This window comes from Phytohabitans sp. LJ34, from assembly GCF_052068095.1.
In the GTDB taxonomy this organism is placed as follows: Bacteria; Actinomycetota; Actinomycetes; order Mycobacteriales; family Micromonosporaceae; genus Phytohabitans.
The window spans coordinates 194051-210110 of sequence record NZ_JBQHDG010000018.1; the positions used below are offsets into that span (position 1 = coordinate 194051).

Consider the following 16060-nt stretch of genomic DNA (forward strand, 5'->3'; position numbering starts at 1 on the left):
ACCGGACTGTTCGGACAGGCTCAGGCCAATGTGAGGCACCGACAGAGGGCAGGACCATGACCCTGGCTATCTCCAACCCCAACCTGTTCAACACCGTTGTCGGCGAGTGGCACCGTCGCCTCTCCACCACCCGGTCCCCCAAGCGCAACCACTGGCACACGAAGATGATCTACTTCCGCTCCGTGGCGCGGCTGCTCGCGACGCACCCGGGCATCCGGCTCACCTGGCGGCGGATCGTCGAGGCGGCCGGTCCACAAGGCAGCCGCAGCACCTTCTACGAGGTCGCCGGCGCGCACGCCCGACATCCACTGATCGACGACCTGATCCAGGACGGGCGGCTCGACTCGATCCAGCTCGCGCTCTGCTACCGCCGGCCCGACGCGGTGACCCAGCTCATCGACGAGACGAAGGTCTGGTCGTTCTGGCCGTACCGCGAAGGCCTCCTGGCCACGTTCGCCGCCGAGCCCATGCCGGCCGAGGAGATGGAGGCCGCGCTGGCGCGCTCGCTGAGCGCCTGGGCGGCGCGGCACCCGGGGCTGGCCGCCGCGCTCAACCACGCGCCGCCGGCCTGCGCGGTGGAAGACCTGATGATCATCAAGGGTGGCCGAGTGGCCGCGATCCGCGCGACGAACGAGCTGAGCGACATCATCCGACAGGCCACTTGACGGCAAAACGACGCATTTACGTCATGGCAACGGGGCAGCGCTTCCGAACACTCGACGTTCTCCCCTCGAGACGAAGGGTCGGCATGAGAGACAAGCGCTCCAAAGACTGGACCAAGCCCGTCGCTCCCTCGATCCGGTACGGACTGTTCGCGCGCCTCTCCGACTGGTGGTGCGCCGGCCGCGACGGCCGGAAGGGCATCCCCTCGGTGCCCACGGACGCGCGGCCGGGCACCCCGGCGGCCGAGCTGACTACGCCGCGGATGATGGTTCTCGGCCAGCTCGGCGTCGGCCGCATCGAGAAGGTGTGGATCGCGTACCAGCTCGACGTGGCCGCCCTCGAGGCCGAGCTGAAGGAGCGGTCCGCCCGCCGCGACGCGCTCGCCGTCGAGTTCGGCGAGGCCGGCCAGCGGCTCCCGCGAGAAGTGGTGCACACCCTGGCCGCCCGCGTGGAGGAGGCCGAGGCGGAGGTCGCGCGCGTGGAGGAGCAGATCAAGATCGGGCTACGCGTGACACAGCGCCACGCGTCGATGATCGAGGCGTACGTGCGGCGGCGGTGCGCGGCCTACCTCACTCGCCTCGTCCGCGTACACCCGGACGGCGCCCGGCTCAACCACCTCATGCGCCCGCGCTGGCCCGACCAGGTCGACTGGGCCCGCGCCAGCCTGGGCCCGGAGCTGCCCGCGCCGGTCGCGCGCGCCGGCGTCCTGGGCGTGCGCGGCAGCTGACCCGCCGTCGACGGTGTGGAAACGACCGGGTCCCAGCCCGTGCCGGCTGGGACCCGTGGTTGGCGATGTGCTGTGGGGGCTTCGTCACCTGCCTTTCCCATGTGTACGAGGAGGGGATCGCTGCCGGGCCGGCCGCGTGCGGGGCGCGGTGGACCGGCCGGCTACGGGTGGATCGGCCGCGGTCGTGAGGGACTCGGCCGGCGGACGGTCCGCCGGCTCGGGGACGGCCCGCGGCGCGGGTGGTGGCGGTGTCCACGACGCGGCGATCAGCTCGTCGAACTCTGCGTCCACGAGATCCTGGTCGTCGCAGACGAGATCCAGGAACGCGTCGTGCAGCGCCCGGTCGGTTGTCGTCGTGGACATCACCACCACCTCGCAGCCACTCTGGGCCGGGCGGGCGAACCGCTCCTCCCGGCCCTGGAGAGATCAGGCGTTGATGGCCCTGCGGTCGCCGGCGCCGGTGACGGCTACCTTGCGGGGCTTGGCCTTTTCGGCGATCGGGATGCGCAACAGCAGGACGCCGTTGTCGTAGCTGGCTTGGACGTGATCGGTGTCGAGAGCGTCGCTGAGCAGCAACTGCCGGGAGAACACCCCCAGCGGGCGCTCGGAAAGATGAAGTCGCGCGCCCTCGCCGAGCTCGGGTGGGCGTCGCTCGGCGCGGATGGTCAACACGTTGCGCTCGACGTCGATCTCGATCGCGTCCGGGTCGACGCCGGGCAGGTCGCAGGCGACCAGAAACTCGTCCCCCGCGCGGTATGCGTCGATCGGCACCGACGCGGGCCGCGACCAGGTGCCGGCTGAATTGAGGCCGAAGAACTGCTGGGCAAGCCGGTCCACCGTGTGGAACGGGTCCGTGCGCATCAACATGAAATCCCACCTCCCGAATCGACGAACGGACGTGTCAATGCGCTGCCAATGGTTCTAACATGTCATCGTAACGATGACAAGTCTGACGTCATCTTGATGATGACATTTGGAGGCACGTGATGGCGCCGGCCCGCGACCCTGCCCTGGAGGCCCTGGTGGCGCTGCGCGAGCTGCGGGCCCTGCTGGACGGCTGGGAGCCTCAGCTGATCGACGTTGCCCGCTCGGCCGGCGCGAGCTGGGCCGAGCTCGCACCCGCACTGGGCGTGGCCAGCCGGCAGGCGGCCGAGCGCCGCTACTTGCGCCTACGCCGCACCGACGCCGACATCCCGGGGGCCACCCAAGACCAGCGCGTGCAGGCCGAGCGCGACCGCCGCGCCGGCGACCGTGCCGTCACCGCGTGGGCCAGGGAGCACGGCGCCGACCTACGCCAGCTCGCGGGGCAGGTCAGCGCGCTCAGCGACCTCGGCCCGGTGGCACAGCCCGACCTCGAGCGGCTGCACGAGGCGCTCGGCACCGACGATCCGGCCGCGCTGATCCCGCTGCTGGCCGCCGCCCACGAGCACCTGCCCGAGGCACACGAGGGCCTCGCCGACCGCGTCGCGGGTGTCACCCGCGACACCGACCAGGCTCGCCACGACGGCGAGCAGGCCCGCCGGCGCCCCTAGACCAGCCACACGGGGCGAGCCCGACCCACTTGATACCCCAGGGGGGTATAGGTATGCTGACGGCATGAACACGCCAACCAGGATGGCCGGCTATGCCCTCGGGCTGGCGGCGGTCTTCACCGCGGCCCTGGGCGCAGGCAAGGTGGTGGGCGGCCCGGAGCCGGTGCCACCCGCGGCCGCCCACGACGGGGGTGGACACGCCGACGGCGAGAGCGGCGCGGGCCACGACAGCGCGGCGGCGGAAGTGCCGGGCGGCCTCCAGGTCGCACAGGAGGGCTACCGGCTCGCCCCGGTCAGCGGCGCGCTCCCGGTGGGCGAGCCGGCGCCGTTCCGCTTTCGCATCGTCGGGCCGGACGGTGAGGCCGTGACCGACTTCACGCCGACCCACGACAAGGAGCTGCACCTGATCGCGGTGCGCCGCGACCTGACCGGCTTCCAGCACGTGCACCCCACGATGGCGGCCGACGGCACGTGGTCGGTGCCGCTCGCGGCCGGTGCGCCGGGGCAGTATCGGATCTTCACCGACTTCCAGCCCGCCGCCCGCGACGAGGCGCTGACGCTCGGCGTGGACGTGCCGGCGCGCGGCGACTACCGGCCCGTTCCCCTTGCCGCTCCGGAGCGCACGGCGACCGTCGACGGCTACACGGTGACGCTGGCCGGTGACCTCGTGCCGGGCACCTCCGCCAAGCTCACGCTCAGCGTCAGCAAGGACGGCCGGCCGGTCACCGACCTCCAGCCCTACCTGGCGGCGTACGGGCACCTGGTGGCGCTGCGCGACGGCGACCTCGCCTACCTGCACGTGCACCCGGACGGCGAGCCGGGCGACGGCAAGACCGCTCCCGGCCCCGACATCACGTTCTACGCCGAGATCCCGTCCGCCGGCGCGTACCGGCTGTTCCTGGACTTCCAGCATGCTGGGAAGGTGCGTACGGCGGCCTTCACCGCGGTGGCGGGCGGCGCGGAGCTGCCCCCGGCGCCGGCGGCACCGGCCCACGACGACGACGGGCACAGCCATGACTGAGGGAGGAGGGCGCGTGATGAACCTCATCGAGCTCAAAATCGGCGGCATGACCTGCGCGTCCTGCGCCTCCCGCATCGAAAAGAAGCTCAACCGGATGGACGGCGTCACCGCGACGGTCAACTACGCGACCGAGAAGGCGGCCGTCACGGTGGCCGACCCGGCCGTGAGCGTGGCCGACCTGATCGCCACCGTGGAGAAGACCGGCTACACGGCAGCCGTCCCCACGCCCGAGCCGGAAGCGCCCCGGGAGACCGACCCGCTCCGCACCCGGCTGCTGGTCTCGCTGGTGCTCACCATCCCGGTGATCGCGCTGGCGATGGTGCCGGCCTGGCAGTTCGAGTACTGGCAGTGGCTGTCGCTCACGCTCGCCGCCCCGGTGGTCGTGTACGGCGGCCTGCCCTTCCACCGCGCCGCATGGACCAACCTCCGGCACGGCGCGGCCACGATGGACACGCTCGTGTCGATCGGCACGCTGGCCGCGTTCGGCTGGTCGGTGTGGGCGCTGTTCCTCGGCACGGCCGGTGAGCCGGGCATGACACACCCGTTCCGGTTCACGATCGAGCGCGGCGACGGCTCCGGCAGCATCTACCTGGAGGCGGCCGCCGGCGTGACGGTGTTCATCCTGGCCGGGCGCTACTTCGAGACCCGGGCCAAGCGCCGCGCCGGCGCCGCGCTGCGGGCGCTGCTGGAGCTGGGCGCCAAGGACGTCGGCGTGCTGCGCGGCGGCACCGAGACGCGCATCCCGATCGAGCGGCTGGCGGTGGGCGACCACTTCGTGGTCCGCCCCGGCGAAAAGATCGCCACCGACGGCGTCGTCGAGGAGGGCTCGTCGGCGGTCGACGCGAGCATGCTGACCGGCGAGTCGGTGCCGGTCGAGGTGGGCGCGGGCGACCAGGTCGTCGGTGCGACGGTCAACGCGGGCGGCCGCCTCGTCGTGCGCGCCACCCGGGTCGGCGCCGACACCCAGCTGGCCCAGATGGCCGCGCTCGTCGAGCGGGCGCAGACCGGCAAGGCCCAGGTGCAGCGCCTGGCCGACCGGATCTCCGGGGTCTTCGTGCCCATCGTGATCGCGATCGCGGTCGGCACGCTCGGCTACTGGCTCGGCACCGGCAACGGCGCGACGGCCGCGTTCACCGCCGCGGTGGCCGTGCTGATCATCGCGTGCCCGTGCGCGCTCGGCCTGGCCACGCCAACGGCGCTGCTGGTCGGCACCGGGCGGGGCGCCCAGCTCGGCATCCTGATCAAGGGACCGGAGATGCTGGAGTCGACGCGCACGGTGGACACCGTCGTGCTGGACAAGACCGGCACGGTGACCACCGGCCAGATGACGCTCGTCGACGTCGCCGCCAGCGACGGTGAGGACGCGGCCGGCGTGCTGCGGCTGGCCGGCGCGGTCGAGGCCGGCTCCGAGCACCCGATCGCCCGCGCGATCGCCAAGGCCGCGGCCGAGCACGGCGCGCTGCCCGCGGTCGAGGGCTTCCAGAACACCCAGGGCGTCGGGGTGCGGGGCACGGTCGAGGGGCTCGGCGTAACCGTGGGGCGGCTGGGTGCCGGGCAGCCGGTACCAGATGATCTCGCGGCGGTGATGGAGACGGCGGAGGCCGCCGGGCGGACGGCCGTGGTGGTGTCCTGGGATGGCCGCGCCCGCGGTGTGCTGGCGGTGGCCGACGTGGTCAAGCCCACCAGCCGGACGGCTGTGGCCGCCCTGCGCCGGCTCGGCCTCACCCCGGTGCTGCTCACCGGCGACAACGCGACGGTCGCGAAAGCCGTGGCGGCCGAGGTGGGCATCAACGAGGTCGTCGCCGGGGTGCTGCCGGCCGGCAAGGTCGACGTGGTCAAGCGCCTCCAGGACGAGGGCAAGGTCGTCGCGATGGTGGGCGACGGCGTCAACGACGCCGCCGCCCTCGCCCAGGCCGACCTCGGGCTCGCGATGGGCACCGGCACCGACGCGGCGATCGAGGCCGCGGACCTCACGCTGGTACGCGGGGACCTCACCGCCGCCGTCGACGCGATCAGGCTCTCCCGGCGCACGCTCCGCACCATCAAGGGAAACCTGTTCTGGGCCTTCGCCTACAACGTCGCCGCCCTGCCGCTGGCCGCCGCGGGCCTGCTCAACCCGATGATCGCCGGCGGCGCGATGGCACTGTCGTCGGTCTTCGTGGTGTCCAACAGCCTGCGGCTACGCGCCTTCAGGAGCTACCAGGGTGCGGTGCAGTTGTAGCCGTAGCCGTCGAAGAGGCAGGCCCGAAAGCGGTAGGAGGGCGACGCGTAGGTGAGCGCGCCGCCGGTGTGCGCGACGCCGTCGCCGACGTTCTGGTGCGTGGGACCCCACTCCCAGCCGGCACCGCCATTGCGGCTGATCTGAAGGACGAGCGCGTCGCCCTCCCGCCAGTTGGCCTGTCCCGGCACCAGCCGCGCCCAGCCGTACTGGTAGCCGTTGTACCAGCCGGCCCGCAGCTCGATCTGGGAGCCGGCGTACCAGACCGCGAACACCGGGCTGTACCGGTTGACGGTTTGGAGGACCTGAGCCTCGCTGATCCGCTCGGCGGGCGCCGCCTGCGCCGGGCCGCTCGACAACACCACGACAAACAGCGCGACGACAGCCGTCATCGCACGCATCGTCCAGACGCGCATCTTTCCCCCGTTATTCCATTGTGGACAGCCGAGCCCCGTGCACGGCCGGCATCAACGATGACCTTGGTGTGGTGTCATCGACAAGTTGCGATCCGGCCAGAAAGCGCAGGATTTCGGCCACCCGAAAAGCGCGTGCGCCGCGCGCGTGTGATCCGTACCGTACTTCGTGGAGACAGTCCAGCGGCGCGCCGGCATCGCCGACCGCGTCCCGCGTATAGGCGTCTTCGACCGCTGGTAAAGCCGACAGGCCGAGGTTCGACTCCTCTACTCAACAGGGCGGCCCCGCGCGACCCTGCCCGCGAGGGCGGCGGTGGTGCGGCCATGCGGGCTCGCGACCACGGTCGCGGATGCCCCCGCCGTGCCACCGTGGGGTGGCGCGGGGCTCGCTCCGGCCTATGTGGACGCTCATGGAGGTGAGAGATGGCAAAGGTAACCGTCATGGATTGGGAGCGACGGGTGCAATTCACGGATGGGCGGTTCGTCAAGGTGCTGCCGCCCGGTCGGCACCGTTACAACGGCCGCCGTTCGAGCCTGCTCACCGTCGACATGCGACAGCGCAGCACGCTCGTCCCGGGCCAGGAGCTGCTGACCGGCGACGGCATCACCGTCAAGGTCTCCGTGCTCGTGGTCTGGCACGTCACCGACCCGCACGCGTTTCTCACGGCGTCGGCCGGCGCCGAGTACGACCTTTACAACGCCGCCCAGCTGGCCGTCCGCGACGCGGTCGCCGCGACCGCCTTCGACGACGTGCTGGCCGACCGTGGCCGGCTCTCCGCCGGTCTGGCGGAGGCGACCGCCGCCCGCCTCGACGGCCTCGGCATCGAGCTTGCCTCGGCCACGGTCAAGGACCTGATGCTCCCCGGCGAGCTGCGCCGCGCGGCGACCGAGACGCTGCTCGCCCGCGAGCGCGGCAAGGCCGAGCTCGAGCACGCACGGGCCGAGGCCGCGTCGCTGCGCGCGCTGGCCAACGCCGCCAAGCTGCTACAGGACCACCCGGCCCTGCTCCAGCTCCGCACCATCCAGGCGGCCGCGACCCCGGGCACGACGATCGTCCTCACCCCGGATCCGAGCTACGTACCGCGCTGACCTCGCCGCGGGCCCGGCACACCGGGCCCGCGGCGGGCGGGGTCAGGCGGCGATCGACGGGAGCAGGCCCTCGATGCCGTTCCAGATGCGGGTGGAGTTGTGCGAGTGGAAGGCGGCTCCGGTGTAGTACGTGCGGTTGCGCCCCTGGAGCCCGTGGAGCTTGCCGTAGAAGCCGCGGGCGATGGCGGCCGGCGCCACGTGCAGCTCGAACGGTGTGTGGCTGGCGAACACCTCCAGGTCCTCGAACTTCACCGGATAGGTGCCCGCCGCCGCGACCCGCTCGATGTCCGCGCGGATGTTTCGGCGTACCCGATCCGCGGGCAGCGGCGCCGGGCTGCCGTACTTGACGTTGTACAGCCCCGGGATGCCGGTCGGGCTGACCTGGTAGAGGCCGGGCAGCGGCGGCAGGTTGTACGGCGTCTCGGGGGCTACGTTTTCCAGGCTGACGCCCTCGGGCACGCCGGAGAGCCGCACGACGCCGGTGTAGTAGGCGCCGCTGACGAACTGGCCGAACAGCGACCGCTCGACCGCGTCGAGGTCGAAGCCGGCGAAGCCGCGCAGCAGCGGCGGGATGGTCACGACAAGCTTCTTGGCGCGGATCAGGCGGGCGCCGTCCGGGGTGGCGACGAGCACGCGCACCTCGCCTGCCGACCGGTCGACCCGGAGCACCTGCGACTCCAGAAGCACGTCGTCGCCGAGGTGGGTGGTGGCCCGCTCGTACAGCAGGCTGTTGTCGTGCGCGGCGGTGGTGATGAACGAGCCGGACAGGATGTTGCGCACCACGCCCAGCCCGAAGTTGTTGATCGTGTACGCGGCGGGCAGGTCGAGGAAGTCGCCGAGCCCCTGGCCGTAGTTGAAGATGAGCGGCACGACCGAGTCGAGATCGTACTTGTCGACGAAGTCGGCGAACGACGCGACAAGGTCCTGCGGCACCGGGTCGGGCAGGTTGAAGACGGTGTCGATCGGCCCGTACCGGCTGATCAGCTCGAAGTAGGTGGGGAGCGCGGCAGGCACCGGCGGCGTGTAGTCGACCGCGCGCCCGGTGCGGAAGTCGACGTACCGGTTGGTGGTCCCGAAGCCGCCGACCGGCACGAGGTCGATCCCGAAACGGCCGAAGTGCCGGTGCACCAGCGGGTCGTCCTCGAACACGATGACGCCGATGTCGACGGTGCCGCCGGTAACCGGGTCGTGGTAGGTCTCGGTGTGGCCGCCGAGGCGGTCCTTCGCCTCCACCAGCACCACGCTCTTGCCGAGGTCACCGAGGCGGGTGGCGGTGTAGGTGCCGGCCGAGCCGCCGCCGATCACGCACACGTCGCGGTGGATCACGTGCGATTCGGTAAAGGCGGCGGCCGTCCCGCGGGCCGCCGCGGCCTGGGCGGCGGACGAGCTCAGCGAAGCGGTGACGGACCCCGCGGCAGTCGCGCCCATGAGGCCGAGCATCCGCTTGCGGGTGAGTCCCAAGGCGATCTCCTTCTCCAGTGACGGACGTGAGAGAACGCCTCACTGTATGCGAATTCCTCGATCAGGAAGGGTTCTGTCCAGAGCCTTCCGACCGGGCTCCACCTTCGCTAGGCTTGGTGATCAAGCCGGGCATGTTCGCGCTAACAGATAGCGCCTGTGGGGAGGCATGCCATGACTTCGATCGATCGACGTGGGCTCTTCAAGGCGGCCGGCGCGGTGGGCGTCGGTGCCGTCATCGGCCCGACCGTCGCCGGCACCGCTGGTGCGGCTGGTGCGGCCGCGCCGCTCACCCAGGCCGAGTTCCTGGACCGAAACCCGAGCTGGCGGGTCAAGCCGTTCGCCCTCGACCAGGTGACGCTGCGAGACGGCACGGTCTTCGCCCAGAAGCGCGACCGCGTCCTCACCTTCGCGGCCGCGTACCCGGCGGACCGGGTGCTGCACAACTTCCGGGTGACGGCGGGCCTGCCGACGCCGGCCGGATCCTCGCCACCCGGCGGCTGGGACGACGCGACCGGCAACCTGCGCGGCCACTACAGCGGCCACCTCATCACGCTCTTCGCCCAGGCGTACGCGTCGACGCGTCAGGCGGTCTTCCTCGACAAGGTCGACTACATCGTCGCCGAGCTCGGAAAGTGCCAGGACGCGCTCGCCGCGAGCGGGCTCTACAGCCATCCCGGCTTCCTGGCCGCCTACCCGGAGACGCAGTTCGTGCGGCTGGAGTCGTTCGCCACCTACCCGACGATCTGGGCGCCGTACTACACCTGCCACAAGATCATGCGTGGCCTGATCGACGCGTACCTGCTGGCCGGCAACGAGCAGGCACTGTCCATCGTGACCAAGATGGGCGACTGGGTGCACAGCCGGCTCTCGGTGCTGCCACGCGAGACGCTCAACCGGATGTGGTCGATCTACATCGCCGGCGAGTACGGCGCGATGAACGAGGTCATGGCCGACCTGCACGCCATCACCGGCGAGGAGCGCTATCTCGTCACGGCCAAGTGCTTCGACAACCGCCAGTCGCTCTTCGGTGCCTGCGTCGAAGACCGCGACATTCTCACCCGGCTGCACGCCAATACGCACGTGCCACAGTTTCTGGGGTACTTGCGGGTCTTCGACCGGACGGATGAGCAGGAGTACTACGCGGCGGCGGAAAACTTCTGGCGGATGGTCGTTCCGCACCGCATGTACGCACACGGGGGTACCAGCGGCACCTGGCCGGCCACGCCAGACCTCGCGGCAAACACCAACGCCGAGCTCTTCCAACCGCGCGGCAACATCGCCAACTCCATCGCCGGCAACGGCGCCGAGACCTGCACGACCTACAACCTGCTCAAGGTCGCGCGCAACCTCTTCTTCCACGACCCCGATCCGACCTATATGGACTACTACGAGCGGGGCCTGCTCAACCACATCCTCGGCTCGCGACGCGACACGGACAGCACCACCAGCCCCAGCGTTACGTACTTCCTGCCGCTCAACCCGGGCAGCGTGCGCGGCTTTGGCAACACGGGCACGTGCTGCGGCGGCACGGGTTTGGAAAACCACACGAAGTACCAGGAGTCAATCTACTTCCGGTCGGCCGACAACTCGGCGCTCTACGTCAACCTCTATGTCGGGTCCACATTGCACTGGGCCGCGCGGGGCTTCACGATCAGCCAGGAGACGGACTTCCCGCGGCAGGAGGAAAGCACGCTGACCGTGACGGGCGAGGGATGGCTCGACATCCACCTCCGCGTCCCGTCCTGGGCGAGCGGCTTCCGGGTCGAGATCAACGGCGTCGAGCGGGGCGGTCGCATGGAGCCCGGCACCTACCTGCGGCTGCGCCGGCGGTGGCACACCGGCGACACGATCCGCGTCTCGCTGCCCTTCCGGCTGCGGGTGGAGAAGGCACTCGACGACCCCGGTACGCAGACTGTCTTCAACGGTCCGATCGTGCTGCCCGCGGTGAGCGCGGAGACGTCGTTCCGGCAGTTCTCCTTCTACAAGGACGTCAAACTCGACGGCGGCATGTCCGACGCGATCACGGCGGGCGACGGTGGCGTTTTCACCACGAACGGCCACACACTCCGCCCGCTCTACATCGGTGACACGCAGCCGCAGCACATCTACTTCAAGCGCCACGAGCCGACGGTCGTGTTCGGCACGCGAGACTCCGGCGTGCCCAATCGAGACGGGTTCCTCGACGCGGTCTGGGCGGCTGCTCCGTTCCCCGACCACGACCGGTTCCTCGGGCAGGTGCGGCGCGTCTCGATCCAGTGGGTCGAGGAAGGCCGCCTCACGGCGGAGGAACGGACCGCGATCATGTCGGCCGCGATAGCCGCTCGGGAGGATCTGCGACCCTGACGCCACCCCACGAAGACGCTCCGCTTCGCTTCACGTCTACGCGGGACCCGGCGGCTGAAATCGACGTCTTCCTATATTGATAGCGCCGGCATATGCTTTCGAAATCTGTCGATAGGCAGCGCCGCGCTACGGCCAGGGGGACACGATGCCACGGCGATCTGGAGTAACACGCTGGTCAGCGGGCATCGTGGCGGTGGCGCTCACGGCCGCGGCACAGTCCGCGCCGGCCACGGGTGCCACCGCCACCCCACTCCGGCCCGCGGACTTCGTCGTGTACGGGTTCAGCCAGTCCGACGTGGCCCAGGAGGATCCGCAGGTCTACGAGCTCGACCCGGACACCACCATCCGCGCGATCGGCAAGTGGTCCACCGCCGGCGACGAGGCGTCCGACTACAACTTCGCGCAGATCGGGCGCTACCACGCCAAGGGCATCAACTTCATGGGCAGCGGCACCGCCAGCGTGATCTTCGAGAAAGACTTCGCGACGCCGGAAATCTTCGCGGACATGGCCACAAAGGACGCTGACGGCAACACCGTGCCCCATCCCGAGATCGGTGTCCCGGACCCCGCGTTTCGCGGCAATATCTTCAACCCGAAGTATCGCCAGTACCTCCTTTCCTGGGCCCGGATCCAGATCGACGGCGGCGTCGACGGGGTCAACTTCGACGAGATCAACGCGGGCTTCAGCGGCGGCTCGAAGTACGGCTTCAACGGCAACGAAGGCTTCGACGACTACGCGATCGCCGACTTCAACCGGTACCTGCTGGCGAAGTACCCGTCATACACCGCGGCCGACTGGAAGTCGCGCTTCGGGATGACCGACGACAACATCCTCCGCCGCGACGTGCCGGCCGGCGACCTGGCCGCCAACTTCAACTACCGGGAGTACCTGCGCGCGGGCGGCTGGAACCTCGACCCGCTCAACGCGGCCAACCCGCTGGCGCCCGAGTGGGGCCGCGTGGTCGCCAACCGGATGTACGCCGAGGACACGTCGTTCACCGCCACGTACATCCGCCGGTACTGGAAGCAGATGGTGGACGAGCTGCGCGCGTACGCCTGGCGCACCGTCCACAAGCGACTCCTCATCTCCTCCAACGGCCTCTGGCCCTACGTCGACTTCAACAGCGTCGGCATGTATCCGTGGAACCCCGACGAACAGACGCCCGACTTCCGCGGCGCCGACTACGTGCCCGTGGTCGACGGGCACCTCAACGGCGCCAAGTCGCTCCAGTCGCAGTACCGCTACCTGAAGGACCAGAGCGCCCGCATCGCCGGCACCGTGCCGGTCGTCGTATTCATCGACTGGCCGAGCGACATGATGACCAACTACCTCAACCTCCCGTTGCAGGAGAAGAAGGACTACTGGCAGATCTTCGGCGCGGAGGCGTACGCGAACGGCATCTTCCCGTCCTTCCACCTCAAGGACACGGTTGGCAGCCCGACCGCGACCGACCTGGGGATGATGGACTTCTTCACCACGTACACGCGCTTCTACAAGGAGCACCGCACGCTCTTCAAGGACAACGCGATCGGCGCACAGGCGGTCCGTGCCAGTGCGGCCAACGTATCGGCGAGCCTGCTCGTGCAGCGCGGCACCGGAAGGCGCTCGATCCACCTGGTCAACCACAACTACAGCCAGGGGATCACGCCACAGACCGGGTTCACTGTGGAGGCTGACGTACCGTCGTGCCCGCGACGCCTCACGGTGGTGTCGCCGGACTTCGCGGGGTCGAAGTCACCGGCATTCTCGTGCCGGCAGGGCAGGCTGAGGCTGACCGTCGACCGCCTCGACTACTACAACATCATCCAGCTGTAGCCCCGAGACCGGCCGACGGCCATCCGCGGTGCGGTCGCTCAGAAGAGAAACCAGAGCAGCGGTCCGGTCAGTACGGCGAAATCACGGGTGACGGCAACGGCCGCCACGCCGAGCGCCGCCGCGACTCCGCCGCCGATGGTGGCCGCCTTGATAGTCGACATAGGACTCCGCCCTTCGAGGTGCTGGAATAGCTTGACCGGCGGACCGTACGCCGGCGGGTCCATATGGGACTGTCAGTTCTTGGACCCGAATCGTCATCCGAGCCACGTGGCCCACAAGCTTTCGGCTGGCGAGGCCGCACGCCGTCCATCTCAGGCCGACATCCCGACCACAAACAGCCGACCCCGAAAGCGCTACGGCGATGCCTCAAAGCTCCGGTTGGCCGTTTGTCCCCCAATGCCCCTCGGCGAAGCGACGGGAGAGAAACCGGATCGAGGCATGTCCGCAGCTGACACGGACGTGGGCGAATCTGCTTGAAGGCGTCACGACGGCGCGTGATCCTACTCCGAAAGGTCGCTGTCATTCTTTGCCGGAAAGGGTCGGCCCAAAGTGGTGTCCGGCGTCCGATCATCCATTCGATTGTTGGCCAGTCGCTCAGATTGTGCGTTAGGCCGATAGTGGACTTCTTTCTTGACTCGGCTGCTGCTTGACTGCCATACATTGATTTTCGCCGTCGAAAGGTGCTCCCCTCACCATGACTGCCGCCGTCCCAGTCGCTGGTCAATTGAGCCGTCTCGCGGTGCCTGGAGAGCGGCTTGGTTGGATCTTTCGCGATCGAAATCTCTATCGTCGTCGCTTTATGGAGCCACCGCCGGTGCCGGAGATGGTCAATCCCGTCTTCGCGCAGCGCGTGGCGACGCACCAGGCACAGATGGCCAAGCGGATCCTGCTGGTGCTCGGGATCGGCGGTGGGTTCGGCTTTCTGCTGCTGTGCTGTGGCGGCATGGCCAGCTCCGGCAGCGAGGGCGCCGGCACCGGGCTGATGGTCTTCGGCCTGCTCGTCGGGCTGGCCGCCGCCGGCGCCGCCGTCCTGCCGTGGCTTGTCTACAACAACGCGAAGAGCGCGCTCCAGCGCGAGCAGCAGCGCGTCCAGGAGGCCTACCAGCAGGCCATGGCGCACTGGAACGCCCGCCGCGCGGCGCATGACCACCACCAGCGGGCCGCGGTCGACCAGATGTTCGAGTGGGGTGCGGCCGCGCCGGCGCCGGGAAACCGCCGGGTCGACATCGTCGGTGGCACGAGTTGGGGTTGGGAGGCCCTCCTCACCGTGTTCGGCGGTTCGCTGCTGAGCACGCGGGGTGCGGTCACGTTGGTCGACTTCACCGGTGAGGCGCTCTGCGGCGAGCTGCTCAGCCTGGCCGAGGAGACACGCCGCACCGTCCGGCTCACCGCCCTGCCGTCGCAGCTCGACCAGGTCAACCTGGCGGCCGGCCTGGAGACGCGGGAGCTTGTCGACAGCCTGGTGGAGTCGATGTACGGCGACCGGGAGACCGGCAGCCGCGCGGAGCGGAGCCAGGACACGATGATCCTCACCGAGATCTGCGAGGTGCTCGGGGGCGACATCACCGTGGCCCGCGTGATCGCCGGGTTGCGGGTGCTGACCGACCGCTCGGGTGAGCCGGCGCTGAGCCCCGCGGAGGTCGCGCGGGTGCGCGACCTGATGTCCGACGAGGCGCGCCGCCAGGCGCATCCGCACCTGCGGCGGATCGAGGGCTTCCTACGCCCGCTGGAGTCGATGGGTGCCTCGGCGGTCGACCTGCCCGCCGTCGACCTGTCCTGCCTCGTCGCCGACCGGGACGGTCGCAGTGCGCACGGCGAGCTGCTCAAGGATCTGATCGTGCAGTGGCTCATCCGGCAGGTGATGCGCGGGCGGGTCCAGGGCGGCTCGATCGTCGTGTCGGGCGCCGACGAGGTGCACCACCAGCACATCGAGCGGTTGACCACCGTGTGCGAGCGGAGCGGCGTGCGGTTGGTGCTTTTCTTCCAGCACCTGCGCGAGCAGACGCGGCAGCTGCTGGGCGGCGGCGAGGTCTGCTTCATGCGCCTGGGCAACCACCAGGAGGCGCAGCAGGCGGCGGAGTTCATCGGACGGCAGCACAAGTTCGTGCTCAGCCAGCTGACCCGCACGCTCGGCGGCAACGAGACGCACACGGTCGCCGACTCCGAGGGATACTCCATTTCGGAGGGTCATTCGGTGACCAAGGGCGGATACTCCGGGTCCTCCGGCGGGCAGCGGCACGGCGGCAGCTTCTGGAGCCGCACGCGAAACTGGAGCCATACCCGTGACTGGAGCCAGACGCTGTCGACCGCCACGGGCACCAACTGGAGCAACGCGACATCCGCCCAGCGGGTCTACGAGTTCGCCGTCGAGCCGCGTGTGCTCCAGGATCTGCCCGACTACGCGTTGCTGCTGGTCAAGGGTGAGGGCAGAGGGTCCGTCGTGCAGGCGGTCGAGTGCGACCCGGCGATCACCACGCTGCCGCGCATGACCATGGCCGCGCTCGACGACGTGCCCCTGCCACCGCCGCAGGAAGCGGTGATCCCGGTGTCCGGGCCGCCCCAGCAGGTGACGGTCTCCCGTCCCGCGCCACTCACGGGGGTGCCGGTCAACCAGGTGCCGCCGGGCCAGCTCACGCCGCCGCAGCAGTACCAGCCGCAGCCGCACTATCCGGCGCCACAGCAGCCGTACTACCCGCCGCCGCAGCAGCCGCCCTATCCACCGCACTAGCGGACTTCGGATTCGGGGTTGCCGTCGTGGTGGTTTCCAAGCTGTTTTT

14 protein-coding genes are annotated in these 16060 nt (G+C 69.9%); 9 read left to right on the forward strand and 5 right to left on the reverse strand.

Annotated elements, in window-relative coordinates; all coding sequences use genetic code 11:
* The first annotated feature begins 56 nt into the window (after positions 1–56).
* Together ACTMTJ_RS29970 and ACTMTJ_RS29975 are read left to right on the forward strand one after the other, a co-directional pair.
* A complete protein-coding gene (locus ACTMTJ_RS29970) occupies positions 57–665 on the forward strand; it encodes a hypothetical protein (RefSeq protein WP_441221768.1) in 609 nt (202 codons plus the stop codon).
* Between the two features lie 83 nt (positions 666–748).
* Positions 749–1390, forward strand: coding sequence for a hypothetical protein (locus ACTMTJ_RS29975; protein ID WP_441221770.1), 642 nt, complete (start codon positions 749–751; stop codon positions 1388–1390).
* Between the two features lie 84 nt (positions 1391–1474).
* Here the strand turns inward: ACTMTJ_RS29975 and ACTMTJ_RS29980 are convergent, their stop codons facing one another.
* A complete protein-coding gene (locus ACTMTJ_RS29980) occupies positions 1475–1753 on the reverse strand; it encodes a hypothetical protein (RefSeq protein ID WP_441221771.1) in 279 nt (92 codons plus the stop codon).
* 63 nt (positions 1754–1816) lie between these two features.
* Positions 1817–2257 (reverse strand): Hsp20/alpha crystallin family protein, encoded by a 441-nt coding sequence (locus ACTMTJ_RS29985; protein ID WP_441221773.1) that lies wholly within the window; start codon positions 2255–2257, stop codon positions 1817–1819.
* A 119-nt stretch (positions 2258–2376) separates the two neighbouring features.
* Here ACTMTJ_RS29985 and ACTMTJ_RS29990 point away from each other — a divergent pair, with 119 nt between their 5' ends.
* From ACTMTJ_RS29990 to ACTMTJ_RS30000, 3 genes are all read left to right on the forward strand, one after another.
* A complete protein-coding gene (locus ACTMTJ_RS29990) occupies positions 2377–2922 on the forward strand; it encodes a hypothetical protein (RefSeq protein ID WP_441221775.1) in 546 nt (181 codons plus the stop codon).
* Positions 2923–2986: 64 nt separating this feature from the next.
* Positions 2987–3943 carry a hypothetical protein gene (locus ACTMTJ_RS29995; RefSeq protein ID WP_441221777.1) on the forward strand — a complete coding sequence of 319 codons (957 nt, stop codon included), beginning with the start codon at positions 2987–2989 and terminating at the stop codon, positions 3941–3943.
* Positions 3936–6164: a heavy metal translocating P-type ATPase gene (locus tag ACTMTJ_RS30000; protein ID WP_441221779.1), complete on the forward strand. Its 2229-nt coding sequence runs from the start codon at positions 3936–3938 to the stop codon at positions 6162–6164. The genes ACTMTJ_RS29995 and ACTMTJ_RS30000 overlap by 8 nt, the downstream gene beginning before the upstream one ends.
* Here the strand turns inward: ACTMTJ_RS30000 and ACTMTJ_RS30005 are convergent.
* The gene (locus ACTMTJ_RS30005) at positions 6140–6553 is read right to left on the reverse strand and encodes a hypothetical protein (protein WP_441221781.1); all 414 of its coding nucleotides are present in this window, start codon (positions 6551–6553) and stop codon (positions 6140–6142) included. The genes ACTMTJ_RS30000 and ACTMTJ_RS30005 overlap by 25 nt on opposite strands.
* A gap of 462 nt (positions 6554–7015) precedes the next feature.
* Here ACTMTJ_RS30005 and ACTMTJ_RS30010 point away from each other — a divergent pair, with 462 nt between their 5' ends.
* Positions 7016–7663 carry a slipin family protein gene (locus tag ACTMTJ_RS30010; protein WP_441221783.1) on the forward strand — a complete coding sequence of 216 codons (648 nt, stop codon included), beginning with the start codon at positions 7016–7018 and terminating at the stop codon, positions 7661–7663.
* 42 nt (positions 7664–7705) lie between these two features.
* Here the strand turns inward: ACTMTJ_RS30010 and ACTMTJ_RS30015 are convergent, their stop codons facing one another.
* Complete coding sequence (locus ACTMTJ_RS30015) at positions 7706–9124, reverse strand: FAD-dependent oxidoreductase (protein ID WP_441221785.1); 1419 nt, start codon at positions 9122–9124, stop codon at positions 7706–7708.
* A 171-nt stretch (positions 9125–9295) separates the two neighbouring features.
* On the opposite strand from ACTMTJ_RS30015, the gene ACTMTJ_RS30020 reads away from it, so the two are divergent.
* Complete coding sequence (locus ACTMTJ_RS30020) at positions 9296–11467, forward strand: glycoside hydrolase family 127 protein (protein ID WP_441221787.1); 2172 nt, start codon at positions 9296–9298, stop codon at positions 11465–11467.
* 145 nt (positions 11468–11612) lie between these two features.
* On the forward strand, positions 11613–13283 hold the full coding sequence (locus tag ACTMTJ_RS30025) for a hypothetical protein (RefSeq protein WP_441221789.1): 1671 nt from the start codon (positions 11613–11615) through the stop codon (positions 13281–13283).
* A gap of 38 nt (positions 13284–13321) precedes the next feature.
* On the opposite strand, the gene ACTMTJ_RS30030 is transcribed toward ACTMTJ_RS30025, so the two are convergent.
* Complete coding sequence (locus ACTMTJ_RS30030) at positions 13322–13444, reverse strand: hypothetical protein (RefSeq protein ID WP_441221791.1); 123 nt, start codon at positions 13442–13444, stop codon at positions 13322–13324.
* 638 nt (positions 13445–14082) lie between these two features.
* Between ACTMTJ_RS30030 and ACTMTJ_RS30035 the strand changes: the two genes are divergently transcribed.
* Positions 14083–16011, forward strand: a complete 1929-nt coding sequence (locus tag ACTMTJ_RS30035; RefSeq protein ID WP_441221793.1) for a hypothetical protein — start codon at positions 14083–14085, stop codon at positions 16009–16011.
* The last annotated feature ends 49 nt before the right edge of the window (positions 16012–16060 follow it).